This window comes from Heyndrickxia shackletonii (assembly GCF_001420715.1).
GTDB lineage: Bacteria > Bacillota > Bacilli > Bacillales > Bacillaceae_C > Margalitia > Margalitia shackletonii.
The window spans coordinates 177,365-195,128 of the sequence record NZ_LJJC01000006.1; the positions used below are offsets into that span (position 1 = coordinate 177,365).

Consider the following 17,764-nt stretch of genomic DNA (forward strand, 5'->3'; position numbering starts at 1 on the left):
CTATTGCCCCTTTTCGCAGGGAAAATTTTTTAATTGCAAAAAAAAACAGGTACCAAATTGATACCTGTCTTCAAAATTACATTCTCTCCGGAGCGGAAACCCCGATAAGAGCTAATGCATTTTTCATCGTAATTTGAACAGATTTAATTAATGCTAATCGAGCATTTGTAAGCTCTTCATTTTCTTTATCCAATACCTTTTCCGCATTGTAAAAGCTATGGAATGCTTGGGCTAAATCATTAATATAATTTGTAATACGATGTGGAATCCGTTTTTCTGCTGCTTCTGCAATCGCAGATGGGAAGTCACCCATTTTCTTTAACAAATCAATTTCCTTCTCAGCTTGAATTAACTTCACATCGGCTTTTTCATTTACGGAGAAGCCTAGCTCTTCCCCTTGTCGTAAAATACTGCAAATACGTGCATGTGCATATTGCGCATAATATACAGGGTTTTCGTTCGATTGGGAAACAGCTAAATCAAGGTCAAAATCCATATGTGTATCGGCACTTCTCATTGCAAAGAAATAGCGAACAGCATCCAATCCTACCTCTTCAATTAAATCACGCATTGTAACAGCTTTACCCGTACGTTTACTCATCTTCATTTTCTCGCCATTTTTATATAAATGAACAAGCTGAATAACTTCTACTTCTAAATTATTCGGATCAAATCCCAATGCTTCCATCGCTGCTTTCATACGTGGAATATAGCCATGATGGTCCGCACCCCAAATATTGATCAGCTTTTCAAAGCCGCGGTCAAATTTATCTTTATGATACGCGATGTCCGGAGTTAAGTAAGTATAAGATCCATCATTTTTAATTAAGACACGGTTCTTATCGTCTCCAAAGGTTGTCGATCTAAACCATGTTGCACCGTCTTCTTCGTAAACTTGACCTCTTTCACGAAGCTCATTTAATGTTTCATCAATTTTTCCATTTTTATAAAGAGATGTCTCAGAATACCAAACATCAAATGGTACACGGAAGTTTTCTAGGTCTGTTTTTAATTTTGCCATTTCATAATCAAGACCGTACTGGCGGAAAAATTCATAGCGTTCCTGCTCATCTGCTTGTGCATACTTATCACCGTATTGTTCCGCTAACTTTTTACCAATCCCAACAATATCCTGACCATGGTAACCGTCTTCTGGCATTTCTTTATCCAGCCCAAGCGCTTGGAAATAACGAGCCTCCACAGACAAAGCAAGATTATGGATTTGATTTCCGGCATCATTAATATAATACTCACGGCTTACTTCATAACCGGCTTTGTCTAATACATTACAAAGCGAATCCCCTACAGCTGCACCGCGCGCATGTCCAAGATGCAAATCTCCTGTTGGATTAGCCGATACAAACTCAACTTGTATCTTTTGTCCCTTCCCTGCATTCGAACGGCCATATTCGCTTCCTTCCGATAAAATGGTAGGAATCAAGTCCGTTAAATAGCTGTTATCCATATAAAAGTTAATAAATCCCGGTCCTGCAAGCTCTATTTTTTCAATAGAAGCTTTGGATCTGTCAAAATGATGGATAATCTCTTCAGCAATCATTTTTGGTGCCTTTTTTGCCACACGAGCTAACTGCATAGCCGCGTTCGTTGCATAGTCTCCGTGGGCTTTATCCTTCGGTGTCTCAAGAATAATATCCGGAATCTGTTCCTCTGTCGCTAATCCGGCTTTTATAACAGCGGCTTTAATTTCATTTTTCAAATTTGCTTGAATTTGTTCTGCTATATTCATTCGCTTACCTCCTTATACTCTAAAACCATCTCATATGTACCAACAATGGAACCTTGCATTTTTAAGTCATACTTTAGAATGAACTTCCCGGATAATCGGCCCGAGTCATTTTTTCTGTTCTCTAAACTTTTTGTTTTGGTTGTTAATAATAATGTACCATATTCCCCTTCATAGGAACCGGCTTTTTCGTTCTCCAGATCAAATGCTAAGCGCATTTTTATGGAACCGCTCCGCAAAATTAATGCTTCCTGTTCCTTCACTTTTACTACCGTTTGAATGGAGCCTTCTTGTAAAAGCTCTTCATATTTTAAAAAAGCAGCTTGCTCTTTTTGATAATATTCTCCGAATAAAGTAAGCTCGTACGTTTCTGCTTCCTCACCATGATCAATGGTGGTTTTCAAGTGAATTTTGACAGGTATACTTGTCCTAGTTTCAACTGTCAAACCATTCACATCCTTTACATTTCATCAGTATAACCTTTTTAGTATAAAAATAAATAGATGGAAAATCAATTTAAAACTTTGAAGGACATTACAGGGTGCGATAAGTTGGTAATTGTCCTTCAAAGAGGTGATGAAGGACATTCCGAGATAAAAAAGATGCTAACCGTCCTTCATCTTAGGTATGAAAGACATTTCAGGATTAAAAAAAAGACCAACTGTCCTTCATCTCTGATATAAATTGTAATATGCGGCATTTTCCCGCCGCATATAAAGTTAATTCTCGCTAAAAAAAGATACTTATTTTCATAAGCATCCTTATAGTGTAAGTATTAGCGCGGAAACAGCTGGGGTTAAAATCATCGCCGTTTTTAAAATCACTTTTGGTACAAGATTTGTGAATTTTGCTCCGATATACGCCCCTAACATTGTTCCAATAAGAACCTGCAGTAATAAAACAAAATCTAAATAACCCTCTGAAGTAAAGCCAATCCCGCCTCCGATTGCAATAGGGACAATGACGAGCATAGTCGTACCTACAGATTGACGAAGAGTAAGTCCTAAAAATGTTAGTAGCCCTAATTGAATAAATGGTGTTGAACCAATTCCAAAGGTTCCGGAAAGAGTTCCAACGATGATTCCTAATATTGCAGCCTTTAGTACAAATACTGCATTAATTTGTTGGTTTTCATCTCTTGCTGTTTTTTCCTTAAGTAAAAATAACCTTACAACAAGTAACAGTGCTGATAGAAATAGCATGCCTGCAGTAAAAAAGTGCATGTAATCCGTTGGGATGAGGGCTGCGATTTTTGAGCCCACATAAGATCCCGCAGCCCCAAATAATCCTACGATGATGCCCGCTTTCACTGCCATATTTCCTTCCCGATAATGACTAAATGCACCAGAAAGGCTGGTGAAAGCCATCGCCGTAAGTGATGTTCCCAGTGCAGTATGAATAGGTACTTTAAAAACCAATGTTAATATTGCAATGATAAATCCGGCCCCGCCTGCTCCGATGAAACCTAAAATAGCTCCCAAAGCAAGCATTGTTATCATAATAGCCAATGGTGTCACTCCAAATTGTTTAATGTTATTTTAGTATAAACGAAATTAGCAATTTTTTGGAGTGATGTGAGTACGGAATGGTTACTACCAAATAAGTTCCAAATAACCGAACTTATAAAAAAACAAGCCAGTACTCAAAATACCGACTTGTTCATTATCATTTATTTCACCCAACCAAGAATCATCTCACGGATTAACTTACTAGCAGTGTTAGCCGTTTGCTCAGACGGATCATAGATTGGAGCAACCTCCACTAAGTCGCATCCAACAACATTCACATTTGAACGGGCAATCTCATGAATGGATGCAAGTAATTCTTTAGAAGTAATACCTCCACAATCCACAGTACCTGTCCCAGGAGCATGTGCAGGATCAAGGACATCAATATCAATCGTCACATATACTGGGCGACCTGCCAGCTTCGGCAAAATTTCTTTCAATGGTTCTAATACCTCGAATTTTGCAATGAACATTCCATTATCCTTTGCCCATTGGAATTCTTCCTTCATTCCGGAACGAATACCAAACGAAAACACATTTTCTCCACCCATTAACTCGGCAGCTTTGCGAATTGGCGTTGAATGAGAAAGAGGTTCACCTTCATATTCAGAACGAAGGTCAGTATGAGCATCCATATGAATCACTGCTAAATCCGGATATTTTTTATACATCGCTTTAATAACCGGCCAAGATACTAGATGCTCCCCACCCATTCCGATTGGGAATTTATTATCTTTTAAAAGAGAGTCAATATAATCTTCAATCATATCAATACTTCTTTGTGGATTTCCGAATGGCAACGGAATATCTCCCGCATCGAAGTATTTAACTTCTTCTAATTCTCGATCTAAATACGGACTGTATTCTTCTAAGCCAATAGACACCTCACGAATACGTGCAGGGCCAAAACGGGAGCCCGGGCGATAGCTTACCGTCCAATCCATCGGCATTCCATAGATTACCGCTTGGCTTTCTTCATAATTTTGATGACTGCGAATAAACACATTTCCGGAATAAGCTTCATCAAAGCGCAATGTTATCCCCTCCTTAGCGAGTTAAATCTTGAACAAACTTTGGCAGAACAAAAGCAGCTTTTTGGAGCTCTTTCGTATAGTATTTTGTTTCGATTTCATGGAATCTGTCTTCACTTACTTCTAATGGATCGTATTTTTTGGAACCTAACGTAAATGTCCACATACCGCTTGGATAAGTTGGAACGTTTGCTGTATATAAACGAGTGATTGGGAAGATTTCCTTCACATCTTTTTGAACCTCGCGAATTAAATCAGCTTTGAACCATGGATTATCTGTTTGGGCAACAAAGATTCCATCTTCTTTTAACGCTTTTGCAATTCCAGCATAAAAGCCTTTTGTAAATAGATTTACGGCAGGACCCACTGGTTCTGTAGAGTCTACCATGATAACATCATATTCATTTTCACTTTTAGCAATATGCATAAATCCGTCATCCACACGAACATCTACACGAGGATTTTCCAATTCACCTGCAATGCTAGGCAAAAACTTTTTAGAGTACTCGATTACTTTTCCGTCAATATCTACTAATGTTGCTTTTTTTACGCTTGGGTGCTTTAAAATCTCGCGGATAACTCCACCGTCTCCGCCACCGACAACAAGAACATATTCAGGATTTGGATGAGTGAATAAAGGCACATGTGCAACCATTTCGTGATAAACAAACTCATCTTTTTCGGTAGTCATGACCATTCCATCTAAAAGAAGCATATTTCCCCATTCAGCTGTTTCTACCATATCTAGTTTTTGAAATTCCGTTTGTTCCGTATGTAAAGTTTTATTAATTTTCATTGTAATTCCGTAATTTTCTGTTTGATTCTCAGTAAACCAAAGTCCTGCCATTGTATTCTTCCTTTCTGTATTTGGATTTCTTTTGTACAAGGCGCTTCCGCTTTTCTTATACTATTCCCTTAATCAATATAAATACAAACATGAGAAAAAGTATAGAGAATTCTTCTAAAAAAGCAAGAAAAATTTTATCCATTTTTGCATGTTTAAAACATGATTCGTTACTTCATACTGATTAATAGATTTTAACAGGTGAGGTGATGGTCATGGAGACAATAACAAACCCTAGAATCCAAAAGAGCAAGAAATACTTTCGCTTCCTACTATTTGCTATTCTCTTTATTGCTGCTGGTTTGTCTCTATTTGCCTTAGCAGTTTATATGTATGCCAAAATTCTTGGACCACCACCATTGGCAGTTCCACAGTCTACCCTTTACTATTCGAACGATGGAGCCATTATCGGAGAAAGCAATAGTGGCCAGAAACGCTACTGGGTACCTTTAAATAGTGTTTCCCAGGATGTTGTAGATGCTACCATTTCCATTGAGGATAGAAATTTCTACCATCACCATGGCTTTGATATAAAGCGTATTGGCGGTGCTCTTTTGGCTGATGCCATTGCTATGCATAAGGTTCAAGGTGCCAGCACCATCACTCAACAATATGCTAAAAACCTATTTCTTACAATGGATAAAACATGGACACGCAAAATTTCGGAAGCCTTGTATACCATTCGATTAGAAATGAACTATAGCAAAAAGCAAATTTTAGAAGGATATATCAATACGATTAATTATGGGCATGGTGCATATGGCATTCAGGCGGCAAGTCAATATTATTTCGGGAAAAATGCAAATAAGTTAGATCTTGCAGAGGCATCTATGCTGGTTGGAATTCCAAAGGGCCCTAGCATTTATTCACCTATTAATTCCTTTGAGAAGGCGAAAAAAAGACAGCTTCTCGTTTTAAAATCAATGCGGGAAAATGGATATATTACCGATGGCGAGGCAAAATCAGCTGCATTAGAAAAATTGACGATTATCGGCAAACACGCCTACCACCGTTCCGATTTAGCTCCTTACTTTCAAGATATCGTAAAGCATCAACTAAAAACAGCGTTAGGCTTAAGTGACCGAACCATCAACTTAGGGGGTCTTCGAGTATATACAACATTGGACACGAAACAACAAAAAATAGCTGATGAGGTTATTAAAGAAAGTATTTCGGAAGACTCAGATATACAAGTGGGCTTTACGGCAATGAATCCAAAAACAGGATTTGTGACAGCCCTAGTTGGGGGAAGGAATTATAGTGACAGTCCGTATGACCGAGCTGTGCAGGCAACCAGGCAACCAGGTTCCACTATCAAGCCGTTGCTATACTATGCTGCTTTGGAAAAAGGATTTACACCAACAACGATGATGCGAAGTGAACCAACAACCTTTAAGTTTGATAATGGAAGAGCGGAATATACGCCGCATAATTTTAACAACGAGTATGCAGATGGAGAAATAACAATGGCTCAAGCGTTGGCTTTGTCTGATAATGTGTATGCGGTCAAAACACATTTATTTTTAGGGGAAAATACACTTGTCAAAACGGCAAAAGACTTTGGAATCACAACCAAAATGGCAAAGGTCCCCTCTCTTGCTCTTGGAACATCCGGCGTTCATGTGATTGATATGGTCCGTGCCTACAGCATGCTTGCAAACGGTGGAAATAAGGTGGAGCCTGTTTTTATAACCAGAGTGGAAGATTATCAGGGGAAAGTATTATATGATTACATGCCTCAAAAAGAACAAGTCTTACAGCCTGATCTTGCTTATGTCATGACACAAATGATGACAGGAATGTTCGATAAAAAGCTAAATGGTTATGCACCTGTTACAGGGTCTACCATTATCAATCAATTAACTCGCCAATATGCAGGAAAGTCAGGTTCAACAAATACAGATAGCTGGATGATTGGCTTCTCTCCTCAGCTAACGGCTGGTGTTTGGACTGGGTATGACAAAGGAAATGAAATTACCCTTTCAGCAGATAAACGATATGCCAAAACAATTTGGGCCCGTTTTATGGAAAGAGCTCTTAAAGGAGAGCCAATTAAAACTTTCAAGGCACCAAAAGGCGTTGTTTCCGTACCAATTGATCCTCAAAGCGGAAAAATTGCTACTAAGGATTGTCCGGTCTCCCGCGAAATGTATTTTGTTAAGGGGTCGGAGCCATCAGATTACTGTGATTTACATGGTAAAGAAGGAAAAACTATACGAAAGCATAAAGACAAACAAAAACAGGATGGATGGCTGCATAAGTTATTTAAATGGCTATAAGTAATCAGAAATTCGGTGCTATTCTCGAGAAATTGGCTTTTAATCTCGCGTTTCAAGACTATTTTCCTGCAAAAATAAGCGCAGGCGTCAAAACTAGATAGAAATTAAAAAACCCGGGTGTGCGGCCCGGGTTTTTTATGTCCTAGATTGGTAAGTGCAACCATAGTTTTAAGTTTACTGATATTTATGGAAATCAGCAAGTCGACTTATTTAGGTTTGTTTAACTGTCACAATTTGTTCACAATTTCGTAAATTATTTTAAGAAAGCACCAGTGCCTTGTACTTCGGCGCTGGTGCTAGACTTATACTATTATTTTTAAGATAAAAAACTTATACTTTCTTCTTTCTTAAAATAAGATTTACTCTGTTTCTAAATCATTTTTCAGTTTATCACTGGAACGATTCCACATGTTTTCATCATGATTTTTGAGAAAATCGGCTAATACCTTTTTCGATTTAGCATCCATATGATCTACAATAATTTGCCGTTTCAAGGATTTATCTAATCGATTCACATGTTCAGGCAAGGATTTATAACCGCGTCTTGCTTCCTTATTAACCGTCATTTCGCATGCCGTTACACCGGCGTAATATAAACCATCCTCTTTACGTTCCATTGTTACCCAAACCAACCAATACGGTTTTGCTCCAGCAGGAACCTCATCCTTGTTTGGAAGGAATTTAACTCTTTTCTCCACTGCACTTTTCCCGTGCATCGCACCAATATCAACAACAGCGTCCCCTTCTTCTATATCAATAATAACGGGAGAAACATTGTCTAGGCTGAGAGAGCCCATACCAAAGCCTTTATGGTCATCTCTTGGATCTTTTTTTACGATGTTAAATTCAAGTTTCTTTTTTCCCGGTTCCATTGTAAATAGCCTCCTTCTATGTAGTACTTTTGCGGACACTGGTTCCGTTATCTGTGAAAAAACGGGCTAATTTCTTATGTTTCCGGACAGAGATTCCGCTATTTCATAAAAATCATGGAAAAATAAGCGCCGTTGGGCCAAATAACGGAATGTGTGTCCGCTTTTGAATTGATACACTATAAAAACATTGAAAATATCGCATTAAAACGTTCAAGAAAAAAATGCGAAACATTTTGGATTAATGGTGTAATAGTATATCGATCTAGCGGCGTTACTAAGATGATAAGAAAAATGATAATACTATATTGTTCATACTGCGTTAATTTTGCCCTAATGGATGGGCTGACAAGATCCTCAATGATACGGTAGCCATCCAATGGCGGCAAAGGAATTAAATTAAATATCATTAGTACTAAATTTATACCTGTAAAGTAATTAAAAAAATCCATGAAAAAAGCAGGTCCGCCACCTAGTCCACCATTTCTTGTTGCAAGAAAATACCAAAAACCATACCCGATAAATGCCATGACCAGGTTGCTTAACGGTCCCATAATGGACACTAATACACCGGCAGCTCTCGGATTTTTAAAGTAATTCCGATTCACCGGAACAGGACGTGCCCAACCGAATCCTGCAACAAGAATAAGGATGGTCCCCAGCGGATCAAGATGATGGATCGGGTTTAATGATAATCTCCCCTGCTTTTTTGCAGTTGGATCACCAAATTTATACGCTGTATATGCATGAGCAAATTCATGGACCGTAAATGCAATAAGTAATGTAATTATAACAAACGGAATCTCTTGAATGGAATATCTTAGAAAACCCACACTCTAACCCCTTTAGTTTTTTATCGTTCATTTCCTTCTTATTCATTATTATACAATGCATTAGTCTGAAATACCTTTATATAACTATAATCTGCTTGCTTTCGTTTTGCAAAAAACATACACTTTTCTTATATAAGAAAGGAGCTGTCCATTATGCCATATGTAACTGTAAAAATGTTAGAAGGACGCACAGAAGAGCAAAAAAAGGCACTAGTTGAAAAGGTAACACAAGCTGTAAGTGAAACAGCAAATGCCCCTAAGGAAAATATCGTTGTATTTATTGAAGAAATGTCCAAAAACCATTATGCTGTTGGCGGAAAACGTCATAGCGACCAATAATTTTGTACATATCTGAGGACTACGAACTGTTTACATCATTTATTTTTTGTTAAACTCATTTCGCTAAACTCAATTTCTATAAAAATAGCCAAGTCTCCCTTAATTCGGCTTGGCTATTTTTTTCAGTTCTTCGATATATTCATATGCTTGGTCTATTTCTTCCTCTGTATACCGCTGCTTTGCTTTTACTTTATTAATTTTCTCGACTACCTCTGTCTTTGGTAAATTGTCAAAATATAAAACAGTAGAGACGAGCTCGAGATAACGGGCATTCTGTTCATTCATACTAGCTAAGCATTCTTTCAAATGTGGCATCTCGGTTTCATATAAATGCAGAAACTCCTTCCCATTTTCTGTAACCGAATATCGGTATTGATAATACCCGCCTTTTTTTTCTTTTATTTCTTCAATAAAACCTAAGTTATAGAGCTCTTCCACTCTTAATGTTAATTCCTCTGAGTATGGCCCATAGAAATGAAACTGGAACTTTTCTTGAAATGGAAAGGATAATTTTTTTGCAATATAAATCATTTTTTGCAGCTTTTTGCGGCCAACAACCTCGCCCGAAGCTGAAAGTGCACTTATTATTCTTACATGATCCTTTAACAAAGAACTTCATCTCCTGCTTCAAATAACTATTTCAATCCCTCAAGTATAGAACGAATTTGTTGTATAACATCACTCTGGTTCGACTCATCATAAATAAAATCTTTTGGATAGTACAATTTATGGTCTGTACGTCGCTTTCCTGAGATGGCATCCACAATGTCTGATTCCCTCGATAGCTCTCGAAGTTCCCCGTTACGCATCAATAAATAAATCGGCAGCCGTTCTTCCTCTTCACCCGGGCGGTAAAAATCGTAAGGGAGATCGGAGGATGAATCCACCACTAAATAATAATTGGGGTCAATACCGGCACTTGCAAATAATTTCTCTAATTGACTATGTACCTTAAACTGCTTAGCCGGGTCGAACTCGACATATTTAAATAAATTCCGGTTCATAAACCTTGTACATAAATCTTTTAAAATGGGGTCGTCCTCTTCTTGCCACATCTGAAAATAATATAATATGACAGATTCATCTAATTTTAAATAGTCTTCTAATGTCATTTCATCCTCAAAAAGGGAATAGAAATGGATGGGATGATGTTTAAATGAGTAGAATTCTTCATGCAGAGATTTTGCCCGGTGTAAAATTTTCGTCAAGATTACCTCAGAGCTTCTTGTTACCGGATGGAAATATACCTGCCAATACATTTGATAACGGCTCATAATATAGTCCTCTACCGCATGCATCCCGCTGTATTTAAATACTACTTGATCTTCGCGTGGCCTCATTACCCGCAAAAGCCTCTCCATATCAAAATTCCCATAGCTTACACCAGTGAAATAAGCATCACGAAGTAAGTAATCCATGCGATCGGCATCGAGCTGACTGGAAATTAAACTAATAACCAGTTTATTTTCATATGTTTTTGCAATGACTTCCGCGACTTTCTTGGGAAAATCAGGTCCTACTTTACTTAAAACAGCATTTACTTCGGTATTCCCAACAATGATTTGCTGTGTAAATTCTTCATGGTCCAGTGTAAACACCTTTTCAAATGAATGGGAGAACGGACCATGGCCCAAGTCATGTAATAGCGCAGCACATAAAGAAAGCAGACGTTCATCATCATTCCACTCCGGGTGTCCCTCGAATACATCATCAATAATTCTCCGTACAATTTCATAAACACCTAAGGAATGATTAAAGCGGCTATGTTCTGCACCGTGAAAAGTAAAATAGGTAGTACCCAATTGACGAATTCTCCGTAATCTTTGGAATTCCTTCGTTCCAATTAAATCCCAAATAACTTGATCACTTACATGAACATATCGATGAACAGGGTCTTTAAATACTTTTTCCTCGCTTAATTTTCGTTTGGAATATTCCACTTAATAACCCTCCATGTCTATCATAATTTTATTATAACGAGTTTGCTTTCATATTGAAAGATTTGGAATAAGCAGGCCCGAAAATTGCGAAACTATCATCTTTTTTACAATATTGGTATAAAAGTCAGTAAATATGTCCATGCTTTGATTAACAAGGAAAATCAAATTTTTTCAATTGGGAGTTGAGAATAATGAAGTCTCGCCAAGATGCTTGGACAGATGAAAATGATTTAATTTTAGCTGAAACGGTATTGCGCCACGTTCGGGAAGGCAGTACTCAATTAAATGCCTTTGAAGAGGTTGGAGATAGGTTAAATAGAACATCCGCTGCTTGCGGTTTTCGTTGGAATGCGGTCGTTCGCCATAATTATGAACAAGCTCTTCAACTAGCAAAAAAACAAAGAAAGCAAAGACAGCGACTTTTAGGAAAAGATCAAGGTGGCAAGAAAAAACTACTCTATCAACCGCCTACCCCTACGCTTGAGGATGTGGAGGACATAGAAATTCCGTTACAAGCGGTTGTATTGGAGCAGGAAGAACTTGCAGAGGAATTAACACCAATTACAACAACCAATACACCTTCTTTACCTGTACTAAATAAAAACAATGAAGAAATGAGTTTATCAAAAGTCATTGGATATTTACAATACTTAAATAATACGCAATTTCAGTCAACCATTTTAAAAAGTGAGAATGCAAGATTAAAGCACGAATTATCCGATGTGAAACGCAAAAATGAAGAACTGCAAAAACGAATTAATGAGTTAGAGCAAAATTCTGTTACCATGCAGGAAGATTACGAAACATTGATGAAGATCATGAATCGTGCAAGAAAGCTTGTCTTATTTGATGAAGATGAGCCATCCACTTCGACTTTTAAAATGGACCGGAATGGTAATTTAGAGAAGTTGGCTGAATAAGAAGAACCCTGTTCCAATAATGTGGAACAGGGTTCTTTTTAATTAGGTTGGCCTATTGACCCAACTCGGTCTATTGGTAGTTTCGGTTCTAATTTCGGGCCGTTCGTACCACTTATCTACTACCCAGCACTCTTAATATGCTGCAGTTGATGCATCTGATAATATTTGCCCCTAAGCGCGAGCAGTTCTTCATGATTTCCCTTTTCAACGATTCTGCCTTTATCTAAAACCAAAATTTGGTCAGCATTACGGATGGTAGATAGCCGATGCGCAATGATAAAGGTCGTTCTTCCTTTTTTCAATACTTCCATGGCATCTTGAATAATAGATTCTGTTTCGGTATCGATATTGGATGTAGCTTCATCCAATATTAGGATAGCCGGATTGAAAGCCAGTGCTCTGGCAAAAGAAATCAATTGCCGTTGGCCGGACGAAAGGGTGCTTCCCTTTTCAATCACAGGCTCATCAATACCTTTTTCCAAGTTTTTCAGCACTTTATCTGCCCCAACATCCTTTAATGCCTTTTCTACCATTTCTCGAGTAATCCTTGGATCATTTAAACTGACATTCGAAGCGATGGTTCCAGTAAATAAATAAGGATCCTGAAGCACAATCGCCATATGCTCACGTAATGCCTGTACGGGAATCTCATTAATATTTTTCCCATCAATTTTAATGGATCCATTCAGACAATCATAGAAACGGAATAAAAGATTCATAATCGAGCTTTTCCCAGAACCGGTATGACCAACCAGTGCAATGGTTTCACCCATTTTTGCATCAAAGGAAATGTCTTTTAGTACATCATGATTTTCCTTGTATCCAAAGGTAACTTTATCGAAGGTAACATTTCCTTGATAACGCTCCATTTTAGTATCATTAACCGGGGTACCTGTTTCCGCTAATAATTCAAACACTCTTTCCCCCGCTACACGTGCTTGCTCCAGATTTGCAAACTGATTCACGATTCCGGTGACTGGTTGGAAAAGCCGGTTAATATAATCAACAAAGGCATATAAGACACCTAAAGAAACAAAGGAACCTACACCAACAGAGCCGCCGCCGAAGTACCAAATAAACGCTACAAAAGTAATCGTTCTTAAAATCCCTACTAAATTATGAGAAGTTAAGGCATTTAAATTGAGCTGTTTATTTTGATATTTAAAATGAGTTTCGTTCAATTGCTCGAACTCTTCCTTCATCTGATACTCGCGCCGGAACGCTTGAATAATATTCATTCCCTGTATGGATTCATTTATAGAAGCATTGATCTCACTAATTTTTGTTCGAATGACCTGATTATATTTCGAAGCATATTTCCGGTAAATAATCATCCACGCATACAAGATTGGTATTAGCAGTAAACAAATAGCTGCAAGCTTTGCATTTAAAATAAACAAAGAAATAAAAATTCCCGTGATATAAATCGTACTTGTAAAAAAATTTGCTAATACGGCAACATATAGATCCCGTATTGCTTCTGTATCATTCGTAATTCGTGAAACGACCTTACCGGCAGGCAAATTATCAAAATAGCGAATCGGCAATCTTTGAATATGCTGAAAAATATCATTGCGCATTTTTTGAATAATCCGGTTAGATGCCTTTTGTAAATAATAGTGCTGTCCATATTGAAAGACGGAAGCCCCTAACAATAAGCTAAAATAAAAGAGTATAAGCTTGATCATTCTAGGAATCTCCGGCTGATAAAATTGGAGAAGCTGATTCGCTTTGATTTTTTTAGCTTGAAAGATTTTCGACTGATCGCCTTTTTTAATCGTTACCTGCCCATTATGATAGGTTCTTTTTCCATCGAAAGGAATAGCTTCAGGAATGAAATAAAAGTCTTTGCCTATTTGAATAATCCTTACTTCCTTTCCTTTTGCTTCTCCCTTCCCAAAATAAGCGCCGCGTTTATAATAATGGCCATCAAATTTAACGGCATCCTTCCCCTTTGCAGCTTCAAACCAGGATGATTCAATGCCGAGGATATGAGCGTCGATCATCTTTTTGGCGATGAAAGGGCCTGTTAATTCTGCTCCGACTGATAAACCCAGCATAATTAAAGCAACAATAATAATCTTTTTAAATTCTAATGCATATTGAAATAGCTGCTTTCCTGCCTTCATGATACCACCTCCTCTTCCTTCGATTCTTCCATTTGTTGTCTTAAAAATTGCTCACGGTACCAGCCTTCTTGCCCGATTAATTGCTCGTGGGTTCCTTCTTCCGCAATGGCACCATCGTTGAGGACAATAATCCAATCAGCATGCTCGACGGCTGATAACCGATGCGTCGTAATAATCGTTGTTTTCCCGTTTCGCTCTCTTTGGATATTTTCAATAATTCTTGTTTCTGTCTTTGCATCAACAGCGGATAAAGAATCATCTAAGATAAGAATCTCCGGATTTTTGATTAAGGCACGAGCGATGGATATCCGCTGCTTTTGACCCCCGGATAACGACACACCTTTTTCCCCCACAAGAGTTTGCAATCCTTCCGGCAACAGCTCTAAATCTTTGCGGAAGGAAGCTAACTCTATGGCTTTTTCAATATCCTCATCCTTTGCGTCCGGATGTCCAAACAAAATATTTTCTTTTATTGATCTGGAAAATAGAACATGGTCTTGCGGCACATAGCCAATCCAATTACGAACCTGTTCTTTCGTTTGCTTGGCAATCTCAACATTGGAAATCGAAAAGTCACCAGTACCTTCTTTATACTCACGTAAAAGTTGCTTCACAAACGTTGTTTTTCCACTGCCTGTTTTTCCAACAATCCCTAATGTCTGACCCCTTTCAAATGACAATCGTAAATTACTCAGGTTTGGAGTATTAGACGATGGATATTGGAATGTATATTGCTCGAACTGGATGTTTTCTGGTGTATCCACTAAAGAAGGCACTTCCGGATTTAAGACATCTTCCTTCTGGTTTAATGTTTCCTCTACCCGGTCAAGGGAAGCACTTCCGCGTTTCATTAAGTTCATTAATTCCCCAATGGCAAACATTGGCCAAATCATCATTCCCAGGTACACATTAAAAGAAACTAAATCACCCAAGGTAATTTGTTGGTGAAATACAAGATATGCACCATAACCCAATCCAATAAGATAACTAACGCCTGTTAAAATTTTGATGGTCGGGTCAAACAAAGAGTCAATTTTGACAACATCCATGTTCTTTTTAAATACGTCTTCTGTCATATCACTGAAGAGCTTTTCATCCGCTCTCTCCTGCACGTAGGCACGAATAACACGTACACCAGCTATTGATTCCAAAACACGATCATTTAAATCCCCAAATGAATCCTGGGCCTTAATAAAACGTTCATGAATTTTCTTTCCGTAGATTGTGATTAAAACGGCCATTATTGGGAAAGGCAAAATAGCCGCAAACGTTAATTTCCAACTGACAAGAATCCCCATCGTTAACAGGATGGTAGACATGAAAATAGTCGAATCTGTCAGAGTTAAAATACCAAACCCAGCCGTTACAGATATTGCTTTCAGGTCATTCGTTGCCCTCGCCATAAGGTCACCCGTACGGTTACGTTCATAAAACGCCGGTGTCATTTTGAAAAAATGCCCCATTAATCGTGAACGCAGCTTTCTCTCAAGGACAAAGGCACCGCCAAATAATTGGTACATCCAAACATACGTAATACCGTATGAAATTACTCCGATTCCGATTAAATATAAAAGATATTGGTATACACCTGACCATGTTAGGCTACCGAGCTGAATATCATCGATTGCCATTCCTACTAATCTAGGCGGTATGACATCCAATACCCCGACAATAATTAAAAATAGAACAGCAACCAAATAACGTTTCCAATTTTCCTTAAAAAACCACCTTAATTTCCAAAGCATAGGTGATCCCACCCCCCTATTCTAAATGCGTAAGTGCCTTGCCCATCGGCGTATGGATTTCGTAGTCGCTCACCTCGAGATAAAGGAAACACAGCGAGGTTCACGAGCTGATGTTGAATTATCTTAGGGAGGAAACGGAGAAATCCACTAGCCGATAGGCACTGAAGCTGGACAGCTAAACAAGCCTATGTGTCTTAACTTATATTTTTCTCAAGGCACAAAAAAGGACAGACTGCGCAAGTGGCAGCTGCCCACAAAAAAGCACAGGAAACGAGTGAAATTAGCACTTCAAATTTCACCGATACGTATCCTGTGCTTGATTCGTATTTTTTAATTCTTTTTACACGATCAATAATGCATAAGGACAGGTTACGCGATATATGAAATTATTTTTGTTTGTATCATTGTTTTTGTTTAAGAGTACATTTAATTTCATCACGTTAACCTCCTTTGCTTTTAATTGGTAATTTTAGATTCTTAGTTAGAATATCATCCTCAAAATTATATGTCAATTCCTAATTTAACAAATTTACAAAAACTTCACTAGGTATGTTGTATCCTGTGAATTAGGGCTCTCCCTTCCGTTCTTGGGTTTTACCCGTAAACCACTAGCTCCACAAGGCTTTATTCATGTAAAAAAAAATCAAGGATTTCCCCTTGATTTAAAAATCCACCTTTATTTTTTCGTTTCGTTCCACTATTCTTTGGTAATTAACCTCATACCATTCTAATTCTTGTCCAGATAATGGTTCTCCATATAGTTTGCCGCTCCTATCTTTTAGTACATTTAAAAATCGCAGCATAACATCTTGTATCGTTAATTCTGTATGAAGCAACTCGGATAAGGATGCCATTACTTCCGGATGAATAGTAGGATAGGTGAATTTGGTTTCCTGGTCCTTTTTAGCTACTTGATAAAATTCCTGAATGAGTTTCGCCCGATTTTGTCCGCTGCCAGATACACATAAATAAATTTGGACTGCGACCCCTTTTCGGATTCTTCGTTGGGAAATCCCTGCAAACTTTTTCCCGTTAATACTTAAATCATAGCTGCCGGGACAATAAGATCCCTCAATTTCTCTCGCCTCAATCTCAGCATTAAAATCTGAGAACATTTCCTTAATTAACGCCCACATCGCATCGTAACCGCGATTAATATCGATTCCCTTTTCCGTATCCGGGAAAATGAGGGACAAATTTAACACTCCACTATCCAGAACAACTGCTAATCCCCCGGAATTTCTGACAATGAACCGGAATCCTTGTTTTTTTAAATAGGCCAATCCATCTTCTAAGAAAGGCAGCTTTGTATCTTGTATTCCCAACACAATAGTTTGATGATGTACCCAAGACCTGGCCGTGGCAGGTGAAACCCCTGCTCCCACTGAAGTACATAATGTATCATCCATAGCAAAGGACTGCAGTGCCTCGAACATCGGTCCTAAGCTTGATTGATCAATAATTCTCCATTTATCTTGCTGTAATAATGATAGATTTGTTTCCACCGTTCCTCATCTCGCTTTTCAATGGCTCTTTTCTTCAACTTTGTTGCTTTGTAAAAGGAAATCTTATAGCCTTCTCCA

The 17,764-nt window shown here is 38.2% G+C and carries 15 protein-coding genes; 3 read left to right on the forward strand and 12 right to left on the reverse strand.

Annotated features, from left to right (window positions below; translation table 11 throughout):
- Positions 1 to 76: 76 nt before the first annotated feature.
- From argS to speE, 5 genes are all read right to left on the reverse strand, one after another.
- Positions 77 to 1,747 (reverse strand): arginine--tRNA ligase, encoded by a 1,671-nt coding sequence (gene argS, locus AN964_RS19245; protein ID WP_055741442.1) that lies wholly within the window; start codon positions 1,745 to 1,747, stop codon positions 77 to 79.
- Complete coding sequence (locus AN964_RS19250) at positions 1,744 to 2,190, reverse strand: YwiB family protein (protein WP_187356632.1); 447 nt, start codon at positions 2,188 to 2,190, stop codon at positions 1,744 to 1,746. Before AN964_RS19250 ends, argS begins: the two co-directional genes overlap by 4 nt.
- Positions 2,191 to 2,505: 315 nt before the next feature.
- Positions 2,506 to 3,252 (reverse strand): sulfite exporter TauE/SafE family protein, encoded by a 747-nt coding sequence (locus AN964_RS19255; RefSeq protein WP_055741444.1) that lies wholly within the window; start codon positions 3,250 to 3,252, stop codon positions 2,506 to 2,508.
- 161 nt (positions 3,253 to 3,413) lie between these two features.
- Positions 3,414 to 4,286, reverse strand: coding sequence for an agmatinase (gene speB / locus AN964_RS19260; protein WP_055741445.1), 873 nt, complete (start codon positions 4,284 to 4,286; stop codon positions 3,414 to 3,416).
- A 13-nt stretch (positions 4,287 to 4,299) separates the two neighbouring features.
- Positions 4,300 to 5,130, reverse strand: coding sequence for a spermidine synthase (gene speE / locus AN964_RS19265; RefSeq protein WP_055741446.1), 831 nt, complete (start codon positions 5,128 to 5,130; stop codon positions 4,300 to 4,302).
- A 212-nt stretch (positions 5,131 to 5,342) separates the two neighbouring features.
- Between speE and AN964_RS19270 the strand changes: the two genes are divergently transcribed.
- A complete protein-coding gene (locus AN964_RS19270; RefSeq protein ID WP_055741447.1) occupies positions 5,343 to 7,406 on the forward strand; it encodes a transglycosylase domain-containing protein in 2,064 nt (687 codons plus the stop codon).
- Positions 7,407 to 7,765: 359 nt separating this feature from the next.
- Here AN964_RS19270 and AN964_RS19275 read toward each other — a convergent pair whose 3' ends face one another.
- Both AN964_RS19275 and AN964_RS19280 read right to left on the reverse strand, forming a co-directional pair.
- Positions 7,766 to 8,278 (reverse strand): YwhD family protein, encoded by a 513-nt coding sequence (locus tag AN964_RS19275; RefSeq protein ID WP_055741448.1) that lies wholly within the window; start codon positions 8,276 to 8,278, stop codon positions 7,766 to 7,768.
- 176 nt (positions 8,279 to 8,454) lie between these two features.
- On the reverse strand, positions 8,455 to 9,108 hold the full coding sequence (locus AN964_RS19280; RefSeq protein ID WP_055741449.1) for a site-2 protease family protein: 654 nt from the start codon (positions 9,106 to 9,108) through the stop codon (positions 8,455 to 8,457).
- 153 nt (positions 9,109 to 9,261) lie between these two features.
- On the opposite strand from AN964_RS19280, the gene thmT reads away from it, so the two are divergent.
- Positions 9,262 to 9,447 carry a 2-hydroxymuconate tautomerase gene (thmT, locus tag AN964_RS19285; protein WP_055741450.1) on the forward strand — a complete coding sequence of 62 codons (186 nt, stop codon included), beginning with the start codon at positions 9,262 to 9,264 and terminating at the stop codon, positions 9,445 to 9,447.
- Between the two features lie 99 nt (positions 9,448 to 9,546).
- Here thmT and AN964_RS19290 read toward each other — a convergent pair whose 3' ends face one another.
- Positions 9,547 to 10,056 (reverse strand): YwgA family protein, encoded by a 510-nt coding sequence (locus AN964_RS19290; protein ID WP_055741451.1) that lies wholly within the window; start codon positions 10,054 to 10,056, stop codon positions 9,547 to 9,549.
- 26 nt (positions 10,057 to 10,082) lie between these two features.
- Positions 10,083 to 11,387, reverse strand: coding sequence for an HD domain-containing protein (locus AN964_RS19295; RefSeq protein WP_055741452.1), 1,305 nt, complete (start codon positions 11,385 to 11,387; stop codon positions 10,083 to 10,085).
- Positions 11,388 to 11,578: 191 nt separating this feature from the next.
- Here AN964_RS19295 and AN964_RS19300 point away from each other — a divergent pair, with 191 nt between their 5' ends.
- A complete protein-coding gene (locus tag AN964_RS19300) occupies positions 11,579 to 12,307 on the forward strand; it encodes an RsfA family transcriptional regulator (RefSeq protein WP_055741453.1) in 729 nt (242 codons plus the stop codon).
- 119 nt (positions 12,308 to 12,426) lie between these two features.
- Here the strand turns inward: AN964_RS19300 and AN964_RS19305 are convergent, their stop codons facing one another.
- The 3 genes from AN964_RS19305 to lipL form a co-directional block, all read right to left on the reverse strand.
- A complete protein-coding gene (locus AN964_RS19305; protein WP_055741454.1) occupies positions 12,427 to 14,436 on the reverse strand; it encodes an ABC transporter ATP-binding protein in 2,010 nt (669 codons plus the stop codon).
- Positions 14,433 to 16,181, reverse strand: coding sequence for an ABC transporter ATP-binding protein (locus AN964_RS19310; protein ID WP_055741455.1), 1,749 nt, complete (start codon positions 16,179 to 16,181; stop codon positions 14,433 to 14,435). Before AN964_RS19310 ends, AN964_RS19305 begins: the two co-directional genes overlap by 4 nt.
- Before the next feature lie 662 nt (positions 16,182 to 16,843).
- Positions 16,844 to 17,686 carry an octanoyl-[GcvH]:protein N-octanoyltransferase gene (lipL, locus tag AN964_RS19315; RefSeq protein WP_055741456.1) on the reverse strand — a complete coding sequence of 281 codons (843 nt, stop codon included), beginning with the start codon at positions 17,684 to 17,686 and terminating at the stop codon, positions 16,844 to 16,846.
- Between the last annotated feature and the right edge of the window lie 78 nt (positions 17,687 to 17,764).

What these genes read in the sequence shown, in the direction of transcription:
- thmT (WP_055741450.1), top strand. Translation starts at nt 9,262, where the DNA reads ATGCCATATGTAACTGTAAAAATGTTAGAAGGACGCACAGAAGAGCAA.
- AN964_RS19300 (WP_055741453.1), top strand. Translation starts at nt 11,579, where the DNA reads ATGAAGTCTCGCCAAGATGCTTGGACAGATGAAAATGATTTAATTTTA.
- AN964_RS19275 (WP_055741448.1), bottom strand. Translation starts at nt 8,278, where the DNA reads ATGGAACCGGGAAAAAAGAAACTTGAATTTAACATCGTAAAAAAAGAT.
- AN964_RS19270 (WP_055741447.1), top strand. Translation starts at nt 5,343, where the DNA reads ATGGAGACAATAACAAACCCTAGAATCCAAAAGAGCAAGAAATACTTT.
- argS (WP_055741442.1), bottom strand. Translation starts at nt 1,747, where the DNA reads ATGAATATAGCAGAACAAATTCAAGCAAATTTGAAAAATGAAATTAAA.
- AN964_RS19310 (WP_055741455.1), bottom strand. Translation starts at nt 16,181, where the DNA reads ATGCTTTGGAAATTAAGGTGGTTTTTTAAGGAAAATTGGAAACGTTAT.
- AN964_RS19305 (WP_055741454.1), bottom strand. Translation starts at nt 14,436, where the DNA reads ATGAAGGCAGGAAAGCAGCTATTTCAATATGCATTAGAATTTAAAAAG.
- speE (WP_055741446.1), bottom strand. Translation starts at nt 5,130, where the DNA reads ATGGCAGGACTTTGGTTTACTGAGAATCAAACAGAAAATTACGGAATT.